Here is a 17,746-nt window from a genome sequence, read left to right on the forward strand (position 1 = left end):
AAACCGGTCATTATAAGTCTATATTTTTTTGGGTTTTCGTGTAAAATTCTCCTCTGTAAGATGAACCCCATCATTCAGGAGGAAGCATATGATTCCAGAACGTCTATCTGCCTATACCAACAGAATCCCTTTGCTAGCTGAAGTAACCGAGTGGGCACTTTTACGAAAGTGGGCGCTATCCGAAGTGTATCGCATCACTTTACGTACAGGTGAAACTCGCATATTGAAATGGGGCGGCAAAGAAATGGCTCAAGAGGCCGCCAATTACCGCCGCCTCGTGAAACCTTTGCACATATCAGCCCCTCGCATTTATGAATATTATGAATCGGAACGTAGTGCGGTCATGATTATGGAGGATGCCGGGCAGTACAATTTGGAGCAACGTCCCAGCTCAGCGCTCTTTCTGGAAGCCGCAAGAGCTTTAGCTAGGATTAGAGATACAGCTGCAATGCATATCAAGCAGAATATTCCGAGCAGCCTCATTCATCAATGCACCGAGACAGCTGCCGATTTCCTGGCTCTTGCGAAGGATCTCCTTCACTCGCCTCGTCTAGCTGGCCATCCTGCCCTCGGCAAACTGCAGGACATATTGCCGCAACAGCTGGAGAGACTGTATCGCACTCAGCCCCTTACACTCGTGCACCATGATTATCATGCGAAGAACTTGCTCATTCAGGGGACACAGATTATTCCGATTGACTGGTCGATTTCGTATCTAAGTCCCCATTTAGGCGACTTGCATTGTCTCATTGATGAAGCACGAGAATATAGTCATGTCCCTAGGGATGAGATATTGTCCGCCTTTCATAGCGCAATGGAGCAGAATTGTTCGATGGATCAGCTTGAATGGCAAGTGAACATCGGCGGGGTATGCTGGCTTGTAAAAACGCTGAAATGGCTTGTCTATGGCGGAACCGATACAATCCCAGGTTCAGATGCGTGGATTCCGGATTTGATGGATGAGCTAGAACTGCTCATGAATAGAATAGAGCAGCCTCCTGGGCGCTTAGTCTAAAACATATAGCCTGAAACCTATGTCTCAGGCTATACTGTACTCAATCATATGGAGTAAACGCAATCTATGGATATGAAGGGGGAACCAACATGAAAATCGGCATGATCGGTATCGGTGATATCGCACGCAAAGCGTACTTGCCTGTACTAGGAACCCGATCGGATATTGAACTGTCCATTGCCAGCCGCAATCAAGAAGTGGTCGATGAAGTTGGTCGGCAATATCGTATTCGCAACCAATTCTCTACCGTGCAAGAATTGATCTCATCTAACATCGATGCCGCTTTCGTACATACTTCAACGGAATCGCATGTGGACATGTTGCGTCAGCTTATCACTGCGGGAATTCATGTATTCGTAGACAAGCCCATCGCCTATACGCTGCATGAATCGGAAGAAATCGTTTCTCTGGCTCAACAGTATAACGTGCAGCTCATGGTCGGATTTAACCGTCGGTTCATGCCGATGTACAAAGGTGCAAAAGAAACCATTCCGGCAATCGAAACTGCCTTCATGCAAAAGAACCGAACCGGCCCCTTGTCGCCAATCCGGCAGACGATTTTTGATGATTTCATTCACGTGGTAGACACGCTGCTGTACTATGTAGGCGAACCAGAGACGATTACGGTCAACGGCAAGGTCGAGGATGGCTTATTGCATTACTTAGTCCTTAACTTGGTGGGCAAGAAGGCGACCGGGCTCGCAATGATGAACCGACAAACGGGAATAACGGAAGAACGACTGGAAGTCATGGGATGTCAGCAGAAGATCGTCGTCCATAATTGCGTTCATACGACAACGTATGTCAACAACACCGAACAGCAGTCCACATTCGGGGATTGGACTCCCGTTCTCTATCGCCGCGGGTTTGTTGATATGATCGACCATTTCATCAGCTGTGTGAAGAGCGGAGACGAGTTTCTATCCAGTGGAGCGAAGTCACTGCTGACTCATCGCATCTGTGAAGATATCACGCAACAGTTAGAGATATTATGATTCGCCTTTGCACCTGTAGCATCAACTGCCGCATGAGCTTATATATTGAATGACAATGGGGAACCAATTGGCTCCTTAGGTTAAAAACATCCTATACGATACAGTATGAATCTGGTATTGAGCCATTTCACATCCACCTTACTCATGTGTAGTCTCGACAACTACATGTTATGTAAGAGATTTGAACATGGCTCTTTCCGCTGCCTACCGCAACTTAAAAATCGCCCCATTTCCAATCCACTAATGGAAGAAATGTCTATATATGAACCTGATGTTGAAAAGAATTTATCTGAACTACTATGAAAATGGACCCTAAAGGTAAATGTGGTAGGAAATGGCTTCATTTCAATCGCCGGCTATAATATATTATCTTATGACTGCCGATAGACGATGTAGATATTGAACAATTTATCCTCCATGGCAGCTCCATCTCTCGTGACAAAAATCGGGGAAATCGAAAGATGGCATACCTATGTATGCGGAACTAGGGTAGCAGTATAGCTTTTACAAAAAGAAAAGATATGAAATGGGGTCATGAGAAGTGAACGCTGTTAAAGTAATCATCGCCCTGGTCGCAAGTATTGTGGCTGGAGGCGCTTATGCATGGGTAACTAACCAATGGTCAGATCTTGTCCCGGTATACCCGTTAATTCTAGCTGGATTGCTGTATCTGCTTATGATATGGGTATCCAAAAAGAAAAGCACCGCTGTCTTGCTCGGTGTCCTGCTCGGTATTGTAGCCATTGCTGCTAATCTGTTCACCGGAATGGAGTTAATGAAAAAAGATCTCCAGGCCGATCTGACAAAGACGGGCATCCTCACTGGTAGCGATGCGGAGATTAAAAGTGCAGTCAATGAATTTCTGGATAAATACTTGATGGAAATGACCGGATACAAAGGCATTGTCGGGTACACGATCAACCTGACGGGTGGCGAGATCACGACCAAGACTGGAAGAACAGTCGGCGATGATGAGTCGTCTCCAGCCGGAGTAGTCTTCCAGGTCGCTAAGTTCGGTATCATACTGCTAGGGCCAGCCATTATGGGCTGGAGAAGAAAAGAAGAAAAGCAAGAAGAGATTGCCGACGCTACGGTATCCAACAACGCCTAATCGATCCGGCAGCCCTATTGGCCAGAGCGTCTATCCAATATAACGCTCTGGCCGATTCCCCTACACCTGAATAAGGTGCGAGACGACCTTACACATGAGGCGAGATTTGTCATGTCTATCAAAGCGAGCTGTCCTCGGCAGCGCGGCAGCAATACGTTTAGCGGTGAAGCTGTTTACTTCACCGCTACCTCGTATGGTGGTTACTATCGTTCCCCCAAAATGGAATTTTGACTCACTTCACCGTCGCCATACTATGCGTTTGCTCTAAAATATCAAATAACGCCTCGTTGAACTTCTCCCTTTGTTCAAGCATGACAATATGCCCCGCTTCTGGGATGGAGTAAAATTGCTTGAGCGGCGCCTTAATGGTTGAAAAGAATTCCCGTGCCAGCGGATAGGGAGTCTGCCAGTCCCGCTCGCCATGTATATAAAAAACAGGGACTTCGAATGCAGCACCCATCGACGCCAAATCGAACGACTCCATTAGATACTTCCAAATATGACGTTGTCCATCTCCAAATGCCCCAGAGATAAAGAAATAGCGCATATCCTTCAATGTATAAAATGGTGAACATAACGCATTGCCGATTAGTTCCATTGTTGGACCGGCCGCTAAATTATATTTGCTTTGAAATTTGCGAACCTTTTTAAGCTTCCTGATCATTTCGCCATCAAATGTGATTGGAGGGTAAGGCTTCAGACGAAGTAGAGCTCGAAGATCACTTTCGTTGCCCGCTTCTTTCGCCGACTCCAGTACTTTTTCGTAACCGACACGTTCATTGTCAAACATATTGATAACCTGCCCGACACCGATATAAGCTTGTACAAGCTTAGGGTATTGTTTAGTGAATAGACTGCCCAGCACCGATCCCCATGAATGTCCCAAAATAATAATCTTCTCTCTGCGGTACTTATTTTTTAAATATTGCACAATCTCATAAGTATCCTGAACGACACGATCAACCGTGGTTGTTGGCGTGACTTGTTTCGGATCATTGTTAAAATAGGTTTTGCCACAGTTCCTTTGATCCCAGTGCACAACCGTAACGTGCTTCTCCCATGGGATCTGAAACTCTTGGGCAAATGGCAATATCGTCTCTCCCGGGCCACCATGCAAAAACAGAAGTACAGGATTGTCAATGTCCTCGCCTCGATGGTGCAAATATTGCGAAATGCCGCCGATCGTTACGAACTCCCTACAATCAATACCGTTGCTCGTGGGAGCAATGCGAATTTGATTGGCCTTCTTCTTTTTCTGATACTGGACAAGCAGAATCAAGCAAGCCGTCCCTAACATGATAAGCAGTCCGCCTAAAATAACGATCCATAATATGGTCATAGCTGCCTCCAATAATCGATATAACCTCGCCTCTGCTTAAGCAAACCATTGCAACCAATCCACTGTGATGGTCTACAGTCTATTAGGAATTCTCTCATCGCCGGACTCCCCCTGCCATATAGTCGGCAATAGAATGGACGAGTATATCCAGGGCCTTCTCTTTACCCCGCTCACCAAAAGTTATATCTGCCGAACCGACATAATGGAGTGCATTCATTAAATAAGCTAGCACATCCATCTCGCATTCTGATTCATCAATGCCGCAAAGCGATAGTGTCCTGCTAAAATAGTCGTTTGATTTCAAGGTCTCCCAGTCGGACACCTCTTCAGGAAGCTTGCGAAGCAGATACTCGAAATCCGATGGAGACACGTAAAGCACAATACTGTCTCCAGCCAGATAGATCTCCTTCAATGCCTTTACAATCTTCTCTTTCACATTTATTTCTTCAGATAGAACAGACTCTACTCTCGCAAACATTCGGCTCTCATTCTGTTTGATAATCGCATAAAGGAGTTCCTCTTTGGAATGGTAGTAGGAATAAAAGGAACCTTTGCCGATATTGGTCGCTATGGTGACGTCCTCCACCGTAACTCGCTTTATCCCCTTTTTGCGAATCAGCTCGATCCCTTTTGTATACATTGCTTCCCTCACCATTTGTTTTTCGTGCTCAGTGACAATCTTAGGCATAATCCTCCTCCTTTTAATGACTATAAAATCATAATTCAGTCAATAAAATATTAAACCATTTTCCTATATATTACAATGTGTTTTATAACTTCTTTTATAGTCTGGAAAATCCCGCGTTTAACCGGAATTTATAAAGATACAGGTTGATTACTTTTCCCAATATTCCCATGATATATTTGGTGAGAATGGTCTACATGGAATGTGTATGTCTTTATATCAGGGGGATTGGCATGGATGAGGATAAGCAGGGGATCGATATTCATCGATTCATAACCGAAGCTAGGAATGGAAATTTCGATGCTTTTCGCCAGATCGTTCTACAATATTCTAACGCTATGTTATCCGTTGCAGTCAGCATCATTGGGGACTTTCATGAAGCGCAGGATGCAACCCAAGAGGCTTTTATGAAATGCTATCGTCGACTACATACCCTAGACGATCCTTCAAAATTGGGCAGTTGGTTATATGCCATTGTTTATCGAACAAGTCTCGATTTCGTAAAAAAGAAAAAACAAACCTTGCCTTACGAAGAGGTGATTGCCCCCTCCAATAATAATATCGATACATGGTTAAATCAGCATATGACGCAAGAAACGATTTGGAATGCCATGCAGCATTTAGAGCAGACAAGTAAAATGGCCATCATGCTGCACTACTTAAGCGAATGGACAATGAAGGAAATCAGTCAATTCCTGAATATTTCTTTGTCCGCCGTAGAAAGCCGTATTCGGCGGGCCAGAGCAACGCTAAGGCGTCAGCTCACCGGCGAATTTGAGTCTTATTTTCGAATGCAGCGCCTAGATCGGAAGTTCGAACAGAAAGTCTCGGAACGAATATTAAGAAGCGCAGGTCATTTCTACATTCCCGTACTTCATCGAGAACGGGTATTAAATTGGTTCGTCCAGCATTTTCAACTGGGAATCAGCAGACATGGCAATCTTTTAGTAGAGTCTGGACATGAATTGTATTTACTGGAATGCCATACCCATCTACCAAGTGATTTTCCCTTATTGGCATTCGAGGTGTCCGATATAGAGGAGCTGTGGCATAAGCTGCAACATGACGAAGTCAAGTTGCAGTCGATCAATACGAACCCCTTTATCGGCAAATACTTCGTTTTCTGTGACCCTGACGGCAACTCATATCATGCGGTTGAACATAAACAAAAAAATAGAACTTGAGCACGACGGCTTTGACAAAGTCGGATCGTCTATATATAGAAATGCGAATTATGAGGAGAGGTGGGGCTTTTATGGGCGAAAAAGAATCAACCAAAACTGAGGAGCAACAGGCAACACAAACACCGATGTTAAAGAGAGTCTCTCACAACTACTTACCCGTATCTAACGTGGAACTTGCCTCCAAGTGGTACAAAGAGACATTAGGACTTACAGTAAGGCCCCGTGGGCCTGCTGAAGGAGCCATCCTTGTGCTCGGTAACGGGCAATGGTTGTTCCTGCTGGAAACGAAAGAGAAGAAAACAGCAAACTTCATGACGGATCAATGGGAAGGCGACCAATATGAAATGTTCTCTCTGACATTCGAGGTTGATAATATCGTAGAGATCCATAAACGACTTCGCGAAAGCGGCGTCTACGTCGAGCCTATAAACGATCAAGGAAGCTGTGGTTTGCAATTCAAATTTAAAGACCCGGACGGAAACAAGTTCAATGTGTGGCAAGACGCAAAATAAACTGTCCACTCATAAGGAAACTTATTAATTCTTGTTTCGTCAATAAAGGCCGAATCCCCTTTGTGTGGAGTTTCGGCCTTTTCGCTTTTATTCAACGTGGTCGGTTACTTATAACGAACAAAAATGTTTATCTTCTACAATACGACTTGCGTCTACCTTAATGTCGATTCAAAACGAGTTAAGTTGCGAAACCAATTATAAGGTTAAATTGTCAATACAAACTCCATGGCTAATCGTTCTTTCTCCGCAATGTCGACTAGAAGCTCGGATGCAAGTCTTAGCTCCTGATGATTTCCGGTTCTTCCCGCATTATCAATCGATGCCGAAACACCGTTCCACATCGGCGCGATTTCCGTAAACAGAGAGTATGCCTGCTCTAATTTAGAATCACCGAACAAATCCACGCATTCTTTTAGAAAATCTCTATACAGGTTTCGAAATAAGGCACCGCCGGTCCCCGCTCTTTCCATCAATAAAGCGGTCAAACACAGATCTTTCTCTAAATCCTTGCTTCTAGAAGGCCAATTCAGGATTTCACCGCTCATTTTTTTGATTCCTTTATTGCCCATATTGCGGATGGGCGGATTCAAATAGGCATGAGCATTGTTGATAAGAGATGTTCGTATGGCGGGTGCAAGCGGCGGAAGGGTATCCGTTTGCTCGATCGTAAAGGAGCGATTCCTGGAGCTCATGGGCCCCTTTGCGTTTCTTGCCATAGTCAAATTCGACAATCGCGTTGTCACGAGTCCGCCTTGTTGGCTTGTGTCTGCCATATAGGCGTATTCGTCATCCATGCCATATATCACCGCATAGTGGGCTGCAAAGTGTATTTTGTTCGTAAAGTAATCTAAATAATACGAATCTAATTTAAGTCCCACAGGAATTCCACGGTCTATGCAGCTTTGCACGTTCTGCCATGCTTTTGTAACAGACGCGGTTTCTTGCACCCTGATATTCAAATCGAGCCGGGATGCTATGCAAGCAGACAGTTCATCAGGCTTCACTCTACCCCCAATAAAAGGAAAGTCCCTTCCCTTCGAATCCCAATAAATGAATCCCAAACCTTGCCCTATACCGAATAACATCGGCTCCGATAATCGAACACCTTGATGTTGAAGGAGATTGCCCATCGCTGTCGTCTCGCAGTGTTCTCCCTGAAAAAGAGCAAAACCTTCAATCAACATGGTCATATCCCTCCAGTTCCCCTGTTAGTTCACTGATCAGATTTGCGACAAATGTCTTTTCAGTCTCGATGAGACTCATCGGGTGAAGGAAAAGAGTCCTAACGTGCAATGGCAATCGATAACCGCCTTGCGATTCATATTTCTGACCTAAGTTCCTCAATGTCTCCTCTAGAAAGTTCTGCCGTTTCCGCAAAGCTTCCACGGCTTCATTTTTCTCTATAAAAGGGAGAGCCGCGAGTCCGAGATCGAAACGGTTATCCCGTTCCCGCGTAGAAGCTAGGCTTACGATGATTTCATTCCTTAATGTTTCTATCCCCGCTTCCATCATGACATACGTAGACGGCACAGGTCCTTTGCCAGACTTATGGACGGAATCTTCGGATCGGATCAGTCGTTTGTCTTTCAGTTTCTTCAATCCGACGTAAATAGAAGTAGTACCTATATTCGCCCATTCCCTGTAGCCTCTGAGCTCTATTAACTTATTGATTTGGTACCCCGACGCTTGTTTGGATTCCGCAATAATTTGCAGCAACATAAATTCCACGTTGGAAAGAGAATTCATTGTTCATCTCCTCTTTATATTACATGCATGTAATATAACACTGGTGAAATATAAAATCAAGAAGAGCTACCTAGCATGACGATCGGACTCTTGCTCCCAAGCCAAAGACAATCGCACGTTTGTGGATGGATATACTGGACGAGCTTTTCAACAGTAACCTGTCTTAATTGTTGAACCGTGGCTGGCTCTGGGCCTGCTGCAACTGTTTCCTCCGGCTTCTTGTTTGCAAGCTGTTGAACGAGAACGCCAAAGAGAGCCGAAACAGGTCACTTGTTCACCACCTGTCACAGCCCCCACCGAACGCAGCCTTACGCCTTTTCTTCTTCCCCTGTCGCCACCGGATTGTCCGAGTAAGAACTCCAATCGCTCCAGCTTCCTGCATACAGCTTCGCACCCTTAATTCCCGATTGCCACAAGGACAAGAGGTTCGGGCATGCCGTTACGCCAGATCCGCAATAGACGATGACTTCCTCCGCCCCCTGCACGATCGGCTCCCACTGCTCGCGCTGTGCTTGCACAGGCAGCCACTGTCCTACTTCGTCGAGGTGATTGCGCCAGAAGTGGTTCACCGCGCCTGGGATATGCCCCGCCTTCACATCAATAGGTTCAATGCGTCCCGCATAGCGGTCAGCCTCACGAGAGTCAACCATGACGACACCCGGTCTTCCGAGTCGCTCCCGAATATCATCAACATGAAGAACAAGCTCCGGACGAACCTGCGGTTCATAGCTGCGTGTTGCAATTTCAGGGCCTTCTGCCGATACAGGGTGTCCCGCTTCCACCCACGCAGTGTATCCGCCATCCATTACATAAACATGGCCTTCATGACCGAAATATTGCAGCAGCCACCACAGGCGGCTTGCCATGGCTCCACCTTGATCATCATAAGCAATTACCGTCGTAGTACGATCAATGCCGCTTGAACCAAGCTTCTGTGCCATTTCCCCAACCTCTGGCAAAGGGTGACGTCCGCCATGTACCCCACGTGGTGATGACAGATCCCGATTCAAATCAAAATAAACGGCCCCCGGAAGATGTCCTTCCTCATACGCTGCCTGTCCACGCTCCGGCTCTGTTAGCCAAAATCGGCAGTCCGCTACTGCCGCTTGTCCCTCTTCAATCAACTTCGCTGCTTCTTCCACGGTTACAATTACCGTATACTCCTGCATATCCCTATACCTCCCGAATTTGTCCTTTGCTTATGTAATCCAGCCATTGTCGTTCACATCGTAAGACACCCGTTTGCCAAACTCTCCTTCCCATGTCACAATGGGAGGAAATCCACGCGATAACGTCTTGTATCGCCGCGAAGGAGGAGAACAGACCAATGAGTTCGCCTCATGATCCATCATCATCACCTAATCATAATCATTCGATGTCCGGCCATCACCATCCTGCACAGCCAGAACCATTATTTCACGTCCACCCCATGACCGAGGAAGAGGCGAAGGATATCTGCACTTGGAGATACGAACCGCCATATCAGCTATATGGATTCCTTCCGTGGGAACAGATGAAGGCGCTGGGGATTGAGATGGGTGATTCCGACATTCGCCGCAAGCAATATGTATCCGTCAAGAACCGGAACGAGGAACTTATCGGCTTCGCGCAGTATTTTCCGCTGGTCGGAGTAACACGCATCGGATTAGGCATGCGCCCTGATCTGCTTGGTCATGGAAAGGGGGCTGCGTTCGTACAAGCCATCGTGAGTGATGCCGCACGCCGTCACCCTGAGGATGAAATCGACCTCGAGGTGCTTACCTGGAACCATCGCGCAATTCGCGCCTATCAAACAGCTGGATTCCTCATTACAGATACGTATGAACGGCCTACGCCAGAAGGAATGGGGGAATTCCACTGCATGGTGTATCAGCCCGAAGCGAATCCAGCAGAGTAGTCTACCTATATGATGCTTGGCTGTTCCATGAGCAATCCTTCACCTATGAACAATAAGAGCTGCCCGGTACGGGCAGCTCTTCGTTTTTTTGCGAAATTTTAGATTAGAGAAATCGTGGCCACCGTATCGCTCTCCACCACAATCTCGATGTTGTGGAACTGGGGATCATACTGTACGCTGCCGCTTCCGATGAACAACAGCCGATCCTCTCCCAGCCCATAGAACACATCATCTGCGAGCGCTTCCAACACTTCTTTGCGTTCTGCTTGTCCAAGCTCAGCCCAGTCTTCTTCGGTCATTTCGAAAAACGTATACCCGTCCGGAATCAGTCCTATTGCGTTCGTTAATTCTTTTAAAATATCTTCATATGGTCTCCCGAATGAAACGCCCATCTACGCTGCCCCTCTCGAATCAACTATGTCTTCCGTATTGTAGCATAGAACGTCCGTTCACTCGAATAGCGATTGCACCAGAAACCTAATTATTCCCCCACGAACTGGCTACTGCTTCAATCAGTTCTTCCGCTGTCAGAGCGGTATGCGGAAGCTTCAACTGCTGGCCTAATTAAGTAATACATGGCGTATCCAAGTACGCTTGTCTCGGCAATTCTGCTGCAAGAACACATTCCTCATCCCCACAATCAGCAACAGAACAAGGAGCAGACCTATTCGATCTGCTCCTGCCGATACTGATGCATATCTCAATGGCAATCACCTCTCCTTGCTCAAAAAGTCATCACCGTTCACGTTCATATCGTGATCCATCCAACGGTTCAGCTAAGACTGATTTCTCGCTTGCCATTGTTGAACCGATGCACGCGCAAGCTGTGTCAATGCGACATCCTCCATCGGGGGATTATGGAGCCCGAATCGTACATCGCGGTACATCCGCTGCAGCGGATGATCCAATCGGAGGCTGTGTGCACCGACGATTCGCATCGCCTTATCAACAATCGATTGCGCAGCCTGCACGACGAACACCTTTGCCGCTGTAAGTTCGGCAGCTCGCAATTCCGCTCTCTCAGTTCCGCCCGACTCCCATGACTTCGCAACGCTATATAGCAATCTTCTGGCTGCAATCCATTCAAGCTCTATCTCGCCTAAATACCGTTCCACATTCGGCGTACTCACAATAGGCTCTGACAACGACGGAGGCGTATAAGAGGTAGCGAAGGCAATCGCCTCGTCACGGGCAGCTGTTGCAATGCCCAGGTAGCAAGCTGGGATATGAAGCAAATAAGGGTTCAGCAGCGAACGATCACGCTGATTATGCTTATATAGGAACGCATCCTTTGATACTCTCACCTGTTCCAGCACAAGATCATGACTTGCTGTTCCCCGCATACCCGCCATATTCCATGTCCATTCAATGGACACACCCGGACTGTCGTGCGGGATAAGCAGTTCAATGACTTCCTCACTGTCCTCAAGTGTTGCCGTCACAATAAACCATTCCAGCAGCGGCGCGAAAGTTGTGAACGTCTTGCGTCCGTCCACCACATAACCACCACCAGGGATTGGCTTGACTGTTGTGCGTGTCTTGCCCCCACGGGAAGGACTGCCTCCCCCCACCTCCATGACGGCGCGATTCAGCAGCCCTCCCTCAAGAGCAATGCGGCGGCATACGTCTGCAAAGGTTACCTCCGGCCAAGTTCGGCGCTCTGCCAACTCATGCACAATACTCATATGCCATCCCATGCCAAGCGCTACAGAAGGATTTGCCTGAGCAAGCAGCTCCTGAGCCTTCAGCCATGCGGTAAGCGGCATGGCCTGACCGCCATACTCTTCCGGCACATTCCAAGCTGGATAGCCGATTTCCTTCAGCTTCGCTACATGATGCGCAGGCAGCCCGTGCTTCGCATCCAGCTCTGCTGCATCCTCATGCATATGCTTCACAATTTGTTCCACCTGCAGCAAACCACGCTTTACTTTGCAATCCGAAGCCACCGTCTGCTTCTGGAGATGTTGTTGCTCCGTTTCCACGCCATTTTGTTCATCTCCCCGTTCTCTTAGCGTATGTCCTGCACTTTGTGCCACACTTGTTCCCCCTCCGTCACCTTATCTCTAACTCCCTCATAAACAATTGCCAGCAAACAAGTAATGCAAACAGCAAAAGAAAATAAGGAAAGGCCTATTTCCATCCGAGTCTTGCCAGACAGCTACTAAACAACTAAACAGCTGTGCTATCAGCAAAAATCCGTTCCAATACTCGCCGCTCCAATGCTCCAAACTCCTGATCGGTTACCTGTCGCGGTCTTGCGCATGGATTGGCAACATCCAGCGCAATCCGCCCCTGATCAATAAGCACGATACGATCTGCAAGCCGTACAGCCTCATTCACATCATGCGTAACAAGCAGAGTTGTGAACCGCTGGGTTCCCCAGAGGGAGGCAATCAGCTGCTGCATCTCCAGCTTCGTCAACGCATCAAGTGCACTGAGCGGTTCATCGAGCAGCAGCAGCCTTGGCTTCCGTACCAGCGCTCTTGCCAGCGCTACACGCTGCTTCTGCCCGCCAGAGAGAGTGCTAGGCCAGTCGTTCTGGCGACTATCGAGTCCGACCTGCTGCAGCGCTTGCTCCGCTCTTCCTTTCCAATCCCCCTGCAAGCCAATTCCAACATTATCGATCACCGTCTTCCATGGAATGAGCCTGCTCTCTTGGAACATCACCGTAGTGCTGCCCTGAATGCCATGGATTGGCTCACCATCAATCAGTAGTTCGCCCTCCGTCACTGTCTCCAGCCCTGCCAGGAGACGAAGCAGCGTACTCTTTCCACAGCCACTACGACCAACAACTGCAACGAACTGCCCCTCCGTAATTGTTACATCGATATGATCAAGAACCTGATGTTCTCCAAAAAATTTACTGACCCCACTAATCCTAATCTCTGCCCCTACTGCAGCAGCCTGATCAGGTGCGGTCTCATTCGCTTGGAGCGGCCATCCTGTTTGCGCTAACGGGCGCATGGCTTGATATCCTCCCATTTCTCAAACGCCTCCTTCTCTCCACATTCAAGCATGCTCCACACCTAATGAATCTCATCAGCCTTACTTCCGATACCTACTGCAAGCGGGGCTGCTTCGTTCAACCTTACGTTCGTTGCTCTGCATTCCAACGAAGCGACTTGCGCTCCAACAGCTTCGCAATCACATCGGCTGCTTTGCCGAATGCCGCATACAGCATGATGCTCAGAATAATGATGTCTGTCTGCATGAATTCTCGTGCGTTGAGCGCCAGATAACCTACACCAGCATCCGTAGCTATCGTCTCTGCGACAATTAACGTCAACCACATTACGCCAAGCGCATACCGCAAGCCGACAAATATGGATGGCAGTGCACCGGGCAGTATAATATGCCGAAATAATAAGCCAGATCGCAGCCCATACACTTTCGCCATTTCCACAACGCCTGGATCAACACTGCGAATGCCATGATACGTATTCACATAAATCGGGAACATGACGCCTAGAGAGACGAGAAAGACCTTAGCCCCTTCATCAATACCCAGCCAAATAATAAGGAGTGGGACAAGTGCCAAATGAGGAACATTGCGCAGCATCTGTATCGATGTATCGAACAATCGATAGAAAGCCAAATACCTGCCGCTAAGTACGCCAAATAGAAAACCGATCCCTCCGCCAATAAGAAAGCCTATAAGTGCCCGCTGTAAACTAACACCAATATGATAGGCAAGTGTTCCATTTGAGGTCAGCTCCCATAAGGTATTCAGCACCTTCATGGGTGTAGGCAGCAGCTGCGCCGACACGATCGCTGACGAGGCTGCCCATTGCCAGAGCGCTAGGCATAATAGGGGCAGCAGCCATGGCACAATGGCAGAGGCGAGCTTACTCCCCCATCTCCCTCCACGCTGCTGATCCGCTCCATCCAAGTGGCTCACCCGCTTCGTATCCGCTGTGCCCCGCACACCAGGGGATATTGATCGAACGGTACGTGAAGACTGTCCACGTCTTGTTGACCCCACTGACCGAGCAGCATCGGTGCTAACAATATTCGTCCCTAAAGGTTCTGTCTTCCGATTGGTCAGACTACCGGGTGGAGCCGTATCTGTCGTGCGCATTGTATATCCCTCCTCATCACTTGCTCGTAACAGGGCCTTTCGCAGCCCACGGTGTATCCAGCGGCATCCGTTCCGCCACCTTGATCGGACTCGGTATCAATCCAATCCGATAATACGTATCCGCCAGCTGCTGCTGTGCGTCGATAATAGCAGAATTGAACAGTTCCACTCCGTACGTGCGGCGCTTAACGGCAAGTTCGATAGCCTCTTTGTCAATTCCCTGTGTTTCCGACAATAGCTTAATCACTTCGTCCTTGTGTGAGTTCGCCCATTCATCAGACACTTGGATCTCCTCAAGAATGGTACGGATTATTTCAGGCTTCTCCTTGGCAAAGTGTTCATTGGCATAATAGAAAGTACGATTCGGAGAGTAACCTTGGCCATCCGTGAGCGTCAGCGGCTTCAGATCCGTCTGTATTGCTGCAAAAAAGGGATCCCAGGAGCCAAGTGCATCCACCTGCTTCGTCTCAAATACAGCTCGCCCTTCAGAGGCATCCTTGACGTATACGAATTGGACATCCTCCAATTTCAGCCCCGCCCTCTCTATCGCCAGCACTGCTAAGTAGTGATGATTGCCTCCCTTGGCCACTGCGAGCTTCTTCCCCTTCAAGTCGGCAATCGACTTGATTCCTGACTCCGGATGCACCACAATGCCTATCCCTTCAGGATTCGGAAGATCATTGCCTACATACACAAATGGTTTATTGCCCGCTTGAGCGAAGACACCAGAGCCATCCGCTGCATGCCCGAAGTCAATGCTGCCGCTGCTCAATGCCTCAAGCAAGAAGTTCCCTCCAGCAAATACCTTCCACTCGACATCATAGCCATCTGCCTTCAGCCGCTTTTCTAGATTGCCGTTCACCTTGAGTACGTTCAGCGTGTTGCCCTTCTGATAGCCGATGCGAATTACTTGATGAGATTTCCCCTTATCGCCGGCAGAACCATTGGCTTCTGATCCATTGCTGCCTGCTGTCCCAGCTCCACCCGAAGCGCATCCTGCCAGTATCGCCATCAGGCAGAACCATGAAATAAGAAATTGAATTCCTCGTAAGCGAGGATGCCCATTCGCATGATATTCAGATGACTCCACTTCAATCTCCATAACGAAGTTATCCAATGTATATAATTGGTTTTTAGTCATTGTAAGTCCCCATTTCACAATGAAATTCAGCAAGCAACAGTTCCCTCTCGACGAATATCACTTCAATGATGTTTGACATAACAGGCCATATCATTAACCACACACCATCTCTTCCCCGCAATACCGAGCGCTCGCGATGGTAGACTACCTCCTTCCACTCCCAATAACCACATAATCCGATTAACTTACTAAGTATTTAGAAGACATTTTATTCCTCGCGCCTCTTTCCTGTCAATCCTATTTTTCCCTCCACCTTTTGGACTAGAGATATATCGTTCATTAAATAAAATGACCTCTTTTGCCGATAAAAAGAATATTGCATCTTTTTTTCACGTATTTCGGCTCACGCTGTCGAATACGCACGCAGGAAGCACCATTATACTCATGGATGAGGTGTGTATGGAATTATGGAAAAATCTACGATCATTGGTCTCGTGCTCGGCCTTGCTGCCGTCACGCTAGGGATGTACTTTAAGGGCGCGCCTATCTCCAATCTGGCCAACCCAGCAGCCATTATGATTATTTTCGTTGGTACTGCGGGCTCCCTGTTCATTGCCTTTCCGATGAAGGAACTGAAGAAATTTCCGAAGCTAATCGGCCTTCTCTTCAAGAAGCAAGATTTAGTTGACCGTGTCGAATTGATCTCGCTCTTTATGGAGTGGGCGTCGATTACACGTCGCGAAGGCTTGCTTGCCTTGGAAACGCGCATTGACGAAATTGAAGACGAATTCCTCCGCAACGGAATGCGGATGATTATTGATGGTAATGATCAGGACTTCGTTCGTGACGTGCTCATGGAAGACATTCACGCAACTGAGGAAAGACACCATTCTGGCGCTCTTATTTTCTCCCAAGCTGGCATGTATGCTCCAACGCTGGGGGTTTTAGGTGCCGTTATCGGTCTGATTGCTGCCTTATCGCAAATGTCTGAGATGGAACATCTGGCAAAAGCGATTGCTGCGGCCTTCGTTGCTACTCTGATGGGTATTTTCTCTGGTTATGTGCTGTGGCATCCAATTGCCAATAAGCTGAAGCGATTGTCGCACAGCGAAATTGAAATCCGTCTCATGATGGTTGAAGGGCTCTTGTCCATCCAATCGGGTGTATCCACGATTGCAATTAATCAGAAGCTCTCTGTCTTCTTGACTCCACAAGAGCGTTCTCTTATGAGTACTAAGGAGGGGGCAAGCGTTGAGTAAGAAACTGCGTACCCCGCCGAAGGAAGAGCATACCGATGAGACATGGCTCATTCCTTATGCCGATATATTGACACTGCTGCTCGCCCTTTTCATTGTGTTGTACGCCATGCAAGCCGTTGACGCGAAGAAGTTTGAGCAAATGAGCCAAGCCTTCAGCTCAGCGCTGAACTCTGGCGGCGGGGGGGCTGGAATCTTAAATGAGTCAGCAGTCATTCGATCAGATGGATCAAAATCCAGCATGGTTGATGCGACGCCTAAAAATCACACGAAATCTCGCAATCGTGAACGAGATGAGTATATGCTGCATGCCAAGCAGGAGCAGCAGCAGCTTGAACAGCTTCAGAACAAGATGAACCAGTATATTGCCAACAATGGCTTAACGGATCAGCTGAACACGAAGCTCAATCACTCTGAATTGAAGATTACGATCAAAGACAGCGCACTCTTCGATTCCGGTAAAGCGAACTTAAAACCAGATTCCAAACAGCTAGCGGCTACTGTCGGCGACATGATGAAACAGTATCAAGGCTTCTCCGTCGTCATTAGTGGGCATACAGACAATCGCCCTATCCGCAACAGCCGGTTTGATTCCAACTGGGACTTGAGCTCGGCACGGGCACTCAGCTTCATGAAGGTTGTTCTTGAGCGTTCTGGAATCGATCCAAAGCAATTCCAGGCAGTTGGGATGGGTGAATACCACCCTGTAGCCGACAATGATAGTGCCGAAGGTCAGGCGAAGAATCGCCGTGTAGAGGTATCAATTCTTCGCAAGTATACAGACAAGAATAATGCTGCTGCTAACGCAAATGAACTTACCGATCAAAACTGATCGGTGGAAGATAGG

The 17,746-nt window shown here is 47.7% G+C and carries 19 protein-coding genes; 8 read left to right on the forward strand and 11 right to left on the reverse strand.

Annotated elements, in window-relative coordinates; genetic code table 11:
* Positions 1 to 88 precede the first annotated feature (88 nt).
* From ABN764_RS27695 to ABN764_RS27705, 3 genes are all read left to right on the forward strand, one after another.
* Positions 89 to 1,015 (forward strand): phosphotransferase family protein, encoded by a 927-nt coding sequence (locus ABN764_RS27695; RefSeq protein ID WP_446673728.1) that lies wholly within the window; start codon positions 89 to 91, stop codon positions 1,013 to 1,015.
* Positions 1,016 to 1,104: 89 nt separating this feature from the next.
* Positions 1,105 to 2,010, forward strand: coding sequence for a Gfo/Idh/MocA family protein (locus ABN764_RS27700; protein ID WP_446673729.1), 906 nt, complete (start codon positions 1,105 to 1,107; stop codon positions 2,008 to 2,010).
* 541 nt (positions 2,011 to 2,551) lie between these two features.
* Positions 2,552 to 3,121 carry a hypothetical protein gene (locus ABN764_RS27705; RefSeq protein ID WP_174810205.1) on the forward strand — a complete coding sequence of 190 codons (570 nt, stop codon included), beginning with the start codon at positions 2,552 to 2,554 and terminating at the stop codon, positions 3,119 to 3,121.
* A 232-nt stretch (positions 3,122 to 3,353) separates the two neighbouring features.
* Here ABN764_RS27705 and ABN764_RS27710 read toward each other — a convergent pair whose 3' ends face one another.
* A complete protein-coding gene (locus ABN764_RS27710; protein ID WP_446673730.1) occupies positions 3,354 to 4,460 on the reverse strand; it encodes an alpha/beta fold hydrolase in 1,107 nt (368 codons plus the stop codon).
* 94 nt (positions 4,461 to 4,554) lie between these two features.
* Positions 4,555 to 5,148 carry a TetR/AcrR family transcriptional regulator gene (locus ABN764_RS27715; RefSeq protein ID WP_446673731.1) on the reverse strand — a complete coding sequence of 198 codons (594 nt, stop codon included), beginning with the start codon at positions 5,146 to 5,148 and terminating at the stop codon, positions 4,555 to 4,557.
* Positions 5,149 to 5,378: 230 nt separating this feature from the next.
* On the opposite strand from ABN764_RS27715, the gene ABN764_RS27720 reads away from it, so the two are divergent.
* Complete coding sequence (locus tag ABN764_RS27720) at positions 5,379 to 6,329, forward strand: sigma-70 family RNA polymerase sigma factor (RefSeq protein WP_446673732.1); 951 nt, start codon at positions 5,379 to 5,381, stop codon at positions 6,327 to 6,329.
* A 71-nt stretch (positions 6,330 to 6,400) separates the two neighbouring features.
* The gene (locus ABN764_RS27725; protein ID WP_446673733.1) at positions 6,401 to 6,841 is read left to right on the forward strand and encodes a VOC family protein; all 441 of its coding nucleotides are present in this window, start codon (positions 6,401 to 6,403) and stop codon (positions 6,839 to 6,841) included.
* A 203-nt stretch (positions 6,842 to 7,044) separates the two neighbouring features.
* Here ABN764_RS27725 and ABN764_RS27730 read toward each other — a convergent pair whose 3' ends face one another.
* From ABN764_RS27730 to ABN764_RS27740, 3 genes are all read right to left on the reverse strand, one after another.
* Positions 7,045 to 8,031: a BtrH N-terminal domain-containing protein gene (locus tag ABN764_RS27730; RefSeq protein WP_446673734.1), complete on the reverse strand. Its 987-nt coding sequence runs from the start codon at positions 8,029 to 8,031 to the stop codon at positions 7,045 to 7,047.
* On the reverse strand, positions 8,015 to 8,587 hold the full coding sequence (locus ABN764_RS27735; RefSeq protein WP_446673735.1) for a PadR family transcriptional regulator: 573 nt from the start codon (positions 8,585 to 8,587) through the stop codon (positions 8,015 to 8,017). Before ABN764_RS27735 ends, ABN764_RS27730 begins: the two co-directional genes overlap by 17 nt.
* 308 nt (positions 8,588 to 8,895) lie before the next feature.
* The gene (locus tag ABN764_RS27740; RefSeq protein WP_268627192.1) at positions 8,896 to 9,756 is read right to left on the reverse strand and encodes a sulfurtransferase; all 861 of its coding nucleotides are present in this window, start codon (positions 9,754 to 9,756) and stop codon (positions 8,896 to 8,898) included.
* A 206-nt stretch (positions 9,757 to 9,962) separates the two neighbouring features.
* Here ABN764_RS27740 and ABN764_RS27745 point away from each other — a divergent pair, with 206 nt between their 5' ends.
* On the forward strand, positions 9,963 to 10,484 hold the full coding sequence (locus ABN764_RS27745; RefSeq protein ID WP_446673745.1) for a GNAT family N-acetyltransferase: 522 nt from the start codon (positions 9,963 to 9,965) through the stop codon (positions 10,482 to 10,484).
* Between the two features lie 98 nt (positions 10,485 to 10,582).
* Here ABN764_RS27745 and ABN764_RS27750 read toward each other — a convergent pair whose 3' ends face one another.
* The 6 genes from ABN764_RS27750 to ABN764_RS27775 form a co-directional block, all read right to left on the reverse strand.
* Entirely contained in the window at positions 10,583 to 10,876 is a 294-nt protein-coding gene (locus ABN764_RS27750; protein WP_072731795.1) for a hypothetical protein, read from the reverse strand.
* A 168-nt stretch (positions 10,877 to 11,044) separates the two neighbouring features.
* Positions 11,045 to 11,188, reverse strand: a complete 144-nt coding sequence (locus ABN764_RS27755; RefSeq protein ID WP_446673736.1) for a hypothetical protein — start codon at positions 11,186 to 11,188, stop codon at positions 11,045 to 11,047.
* 72 nt (positions 11,189 to 11,260) lie between these two features.
* Positions 11,261 to 12,520, reverse strand: coding sequence for an acyl-CoA dehydrogenase family protein (locus ABN764_RS27760; RefSeq protein WP_446673737.1), 1,260 nt, complete (start codon positions 12,518 to 12,520; stop codon positions 11,261 to 11,263).
* Positions 12,521 to 12,653: 133 nt separating this feature from the next.
* Positions 12,654 to 13,466, reverse strand: coding sequence for an ATP-binding cassette domain-containing protein (locus tag ABN764_RS27765; RefSeq protein WP_072731792.1), 813 nt, complete (start codon positions 13,464 to 13,466; stop codon positions 12,654 to 12,656).
* A gap of 106 nt (positions 13,467 to 13,572) precedes the next feature.
* Positions 13,573 to 14,562, reverse strand: coding sequence for an ABC transporter permease subunit (locus tag ABN764_RS27770; RefSeq protein WP_419149829.1), 990 nt, complete (start codon positions 14,560 to 14,562; stop codon positions 13,573 to 13,575).
* Between the two features lie 16 nt (positions 14,563 to 14,578).
* Positions 14,579 to 15,703 carry a sulfonate ABC transporter substrate-binding protein gene (locus tag ABN764_RS27775; RefSeq protein ID WP_446673738.1) on the reverse strand — a complete coding sequence of 375 codons (1,125 nt, stop codon included), beginning with the start codon at positions 15,701 to 15,703 and terminating at the stop codon, positions 14,579 to 14,581.
* Positions 15,704 to 16,110: 407 nt separating this feature from the next.
* Between ABN764_RS27775 and motA the strand changes: the two genes are divergently transcribed.
* Both motA and ABN764_RS27785 read left to right on the forward strand, forming a co-directional pair.
* Positions 16,111 to 16,902: a flagellar motor stator protein MotA gene (gene motA / locus ABN764_RS27780; RefSeq protein ID WP_021253492.1), complete on the forward strand. Its 792-nt coding sequence runs from the start codon at positions 16,111 to 16,113 to the stop codon at positions 16,900 to 16,902.
* Positions 16,895 to 17,731 carry a flagellar motor protein MotB gene (locus ABN764_RS27785; RefSeq protein WP_268627815.1) on the forward strand — a complete coding sequence of 279 codons (837 nt, stop codon included), beginning with the start codon at positions 16,895 to 16,897 and terminating at the stop codon, positions 17,729 to 17,731. Before motA ends, ABN764_RS27785 begins: the two co-directional genes overlap by 8 nt.
* Positions 17,732 to 17,746 lie beyond the last annotated feature (15 nt).

The sequence above is a fragment of the Paenibacillus wuxiensis genome (assembly GCF_040195695.1).
Classification (GTDB): domain Bacteria; phylum Bacillota; class Bacilli; order Paenibacillales; family Paenibacillaceae; genus Paenibacillus_B; species Paenibacillus_B suaedae.

Excerpts from the sequence above, each read along its gene's own strand:
- ABN764_RS27695 (WP_446673728.1), top strand. The coding sequence starts at position 89 with ATGATTCCAGAACGTCTATCTGCCTATACCAACAGAATCCCTTTGCTA.
- ABN764_RS27700 (WP_446673729.1), top strand. The coding sequence starts at position 1,105 with ATGAAAATCGGCATGATCGGTATCGGTGATATCGCACGCAAAGCGTAC.
- ABN764_RS27710 (WP_446673730.1), bottom strand. The coding sequence starts at position 4,460 with ATGACCATATTATGGATCGTTATTTTAGGCGGACTGCTTATCATGTTA.
- ABN764_RS27715 (WP_446673731.1), bottom strand. The coding sequence starts at position 5,148 with ATGCCTAAGATTGTCACTGAGCACGAAAAACAAATGGTGAGGGAAGCA.
- ABN764_RS27720 (WP_446673732.1), top strand. The coding sequence starts at position 5,379 with ATGGATGAGGATAAGCAGGGGATCGATATTCATCGATTCATAACCGAA.
- ABN764_RS27725 (WP_446673733.1), top strand. The coding sequence starts at position 6,401 with ATGGGCGAAAAAGAATCAACCAAAACTGAGGAGCAACAGGCAACACAA.
- ABN764_RS27730 (WP_446673734.1), bottom strand. The coding sequence starts at position 8,031 with ATGACCATGTTGATTGAAGGTTTTGCTCTTTTTCAGGGAGAACACTGC.
- ABN764_RS27735 (WP_446673735.1), bottom strand. The coding sequence starts at position 8,587 with ATGAATTCTCTTTCCAACGTGGAATTTATGTTGCTGCAAATTATTGCG.
- ABN764_RS27740 (WP_268627192.1), bottom strand. The coding sequence starts at position 9,756 with ATGCAGGAGTATACGGTAATTGTAACCGTGGAAGAAGCAGCGAAGTTG.
- ABN764_RS27745 (WP_446673745.1), top strand. The coding sequence starts at position 9,963 with ATGTCCGGCCATCACCATCCTGCACAGCCAGAACCATTATTTCACGTC.
- ABN764_RS27750 (WP_072731795.1), bottom strand. The coding sequence starts at position 10,876 with ATGGGCGTTTCATTCGGGAGACCATATGAAGATATTTTAAAAGAATTA.
- ABN764_RS27765 (WP_072731792.1), bottom strand. The coding sequence starts at position 13,466 with ATGGGAGGATATCAAGCCATGCGCCCGTTAGCGCAAACAGGATGGCCG.
- ABN764_RS27770 (WP_419149829.1), bottom strand. The coding sequence starts at position 14,562 with ATGCGCACGACAGATACGGCTCCACCCGGTAGTCTGACCAATCGGAAG.
- ABN764_RS27775 (WP_446673738.1), bottom strand. The coding sequence starts at position 15,703 with ATGACTAAAAACCAATTATATACATTGGATAACTTCGTTATGGAGATT.
- motA (WP_021253492.1), top strand. The coding sequence starts at position 16,111 with ATGGAAAAATCTACGATCATTGGTCTCGTGCTCGGCCTTGCTGCCGTC.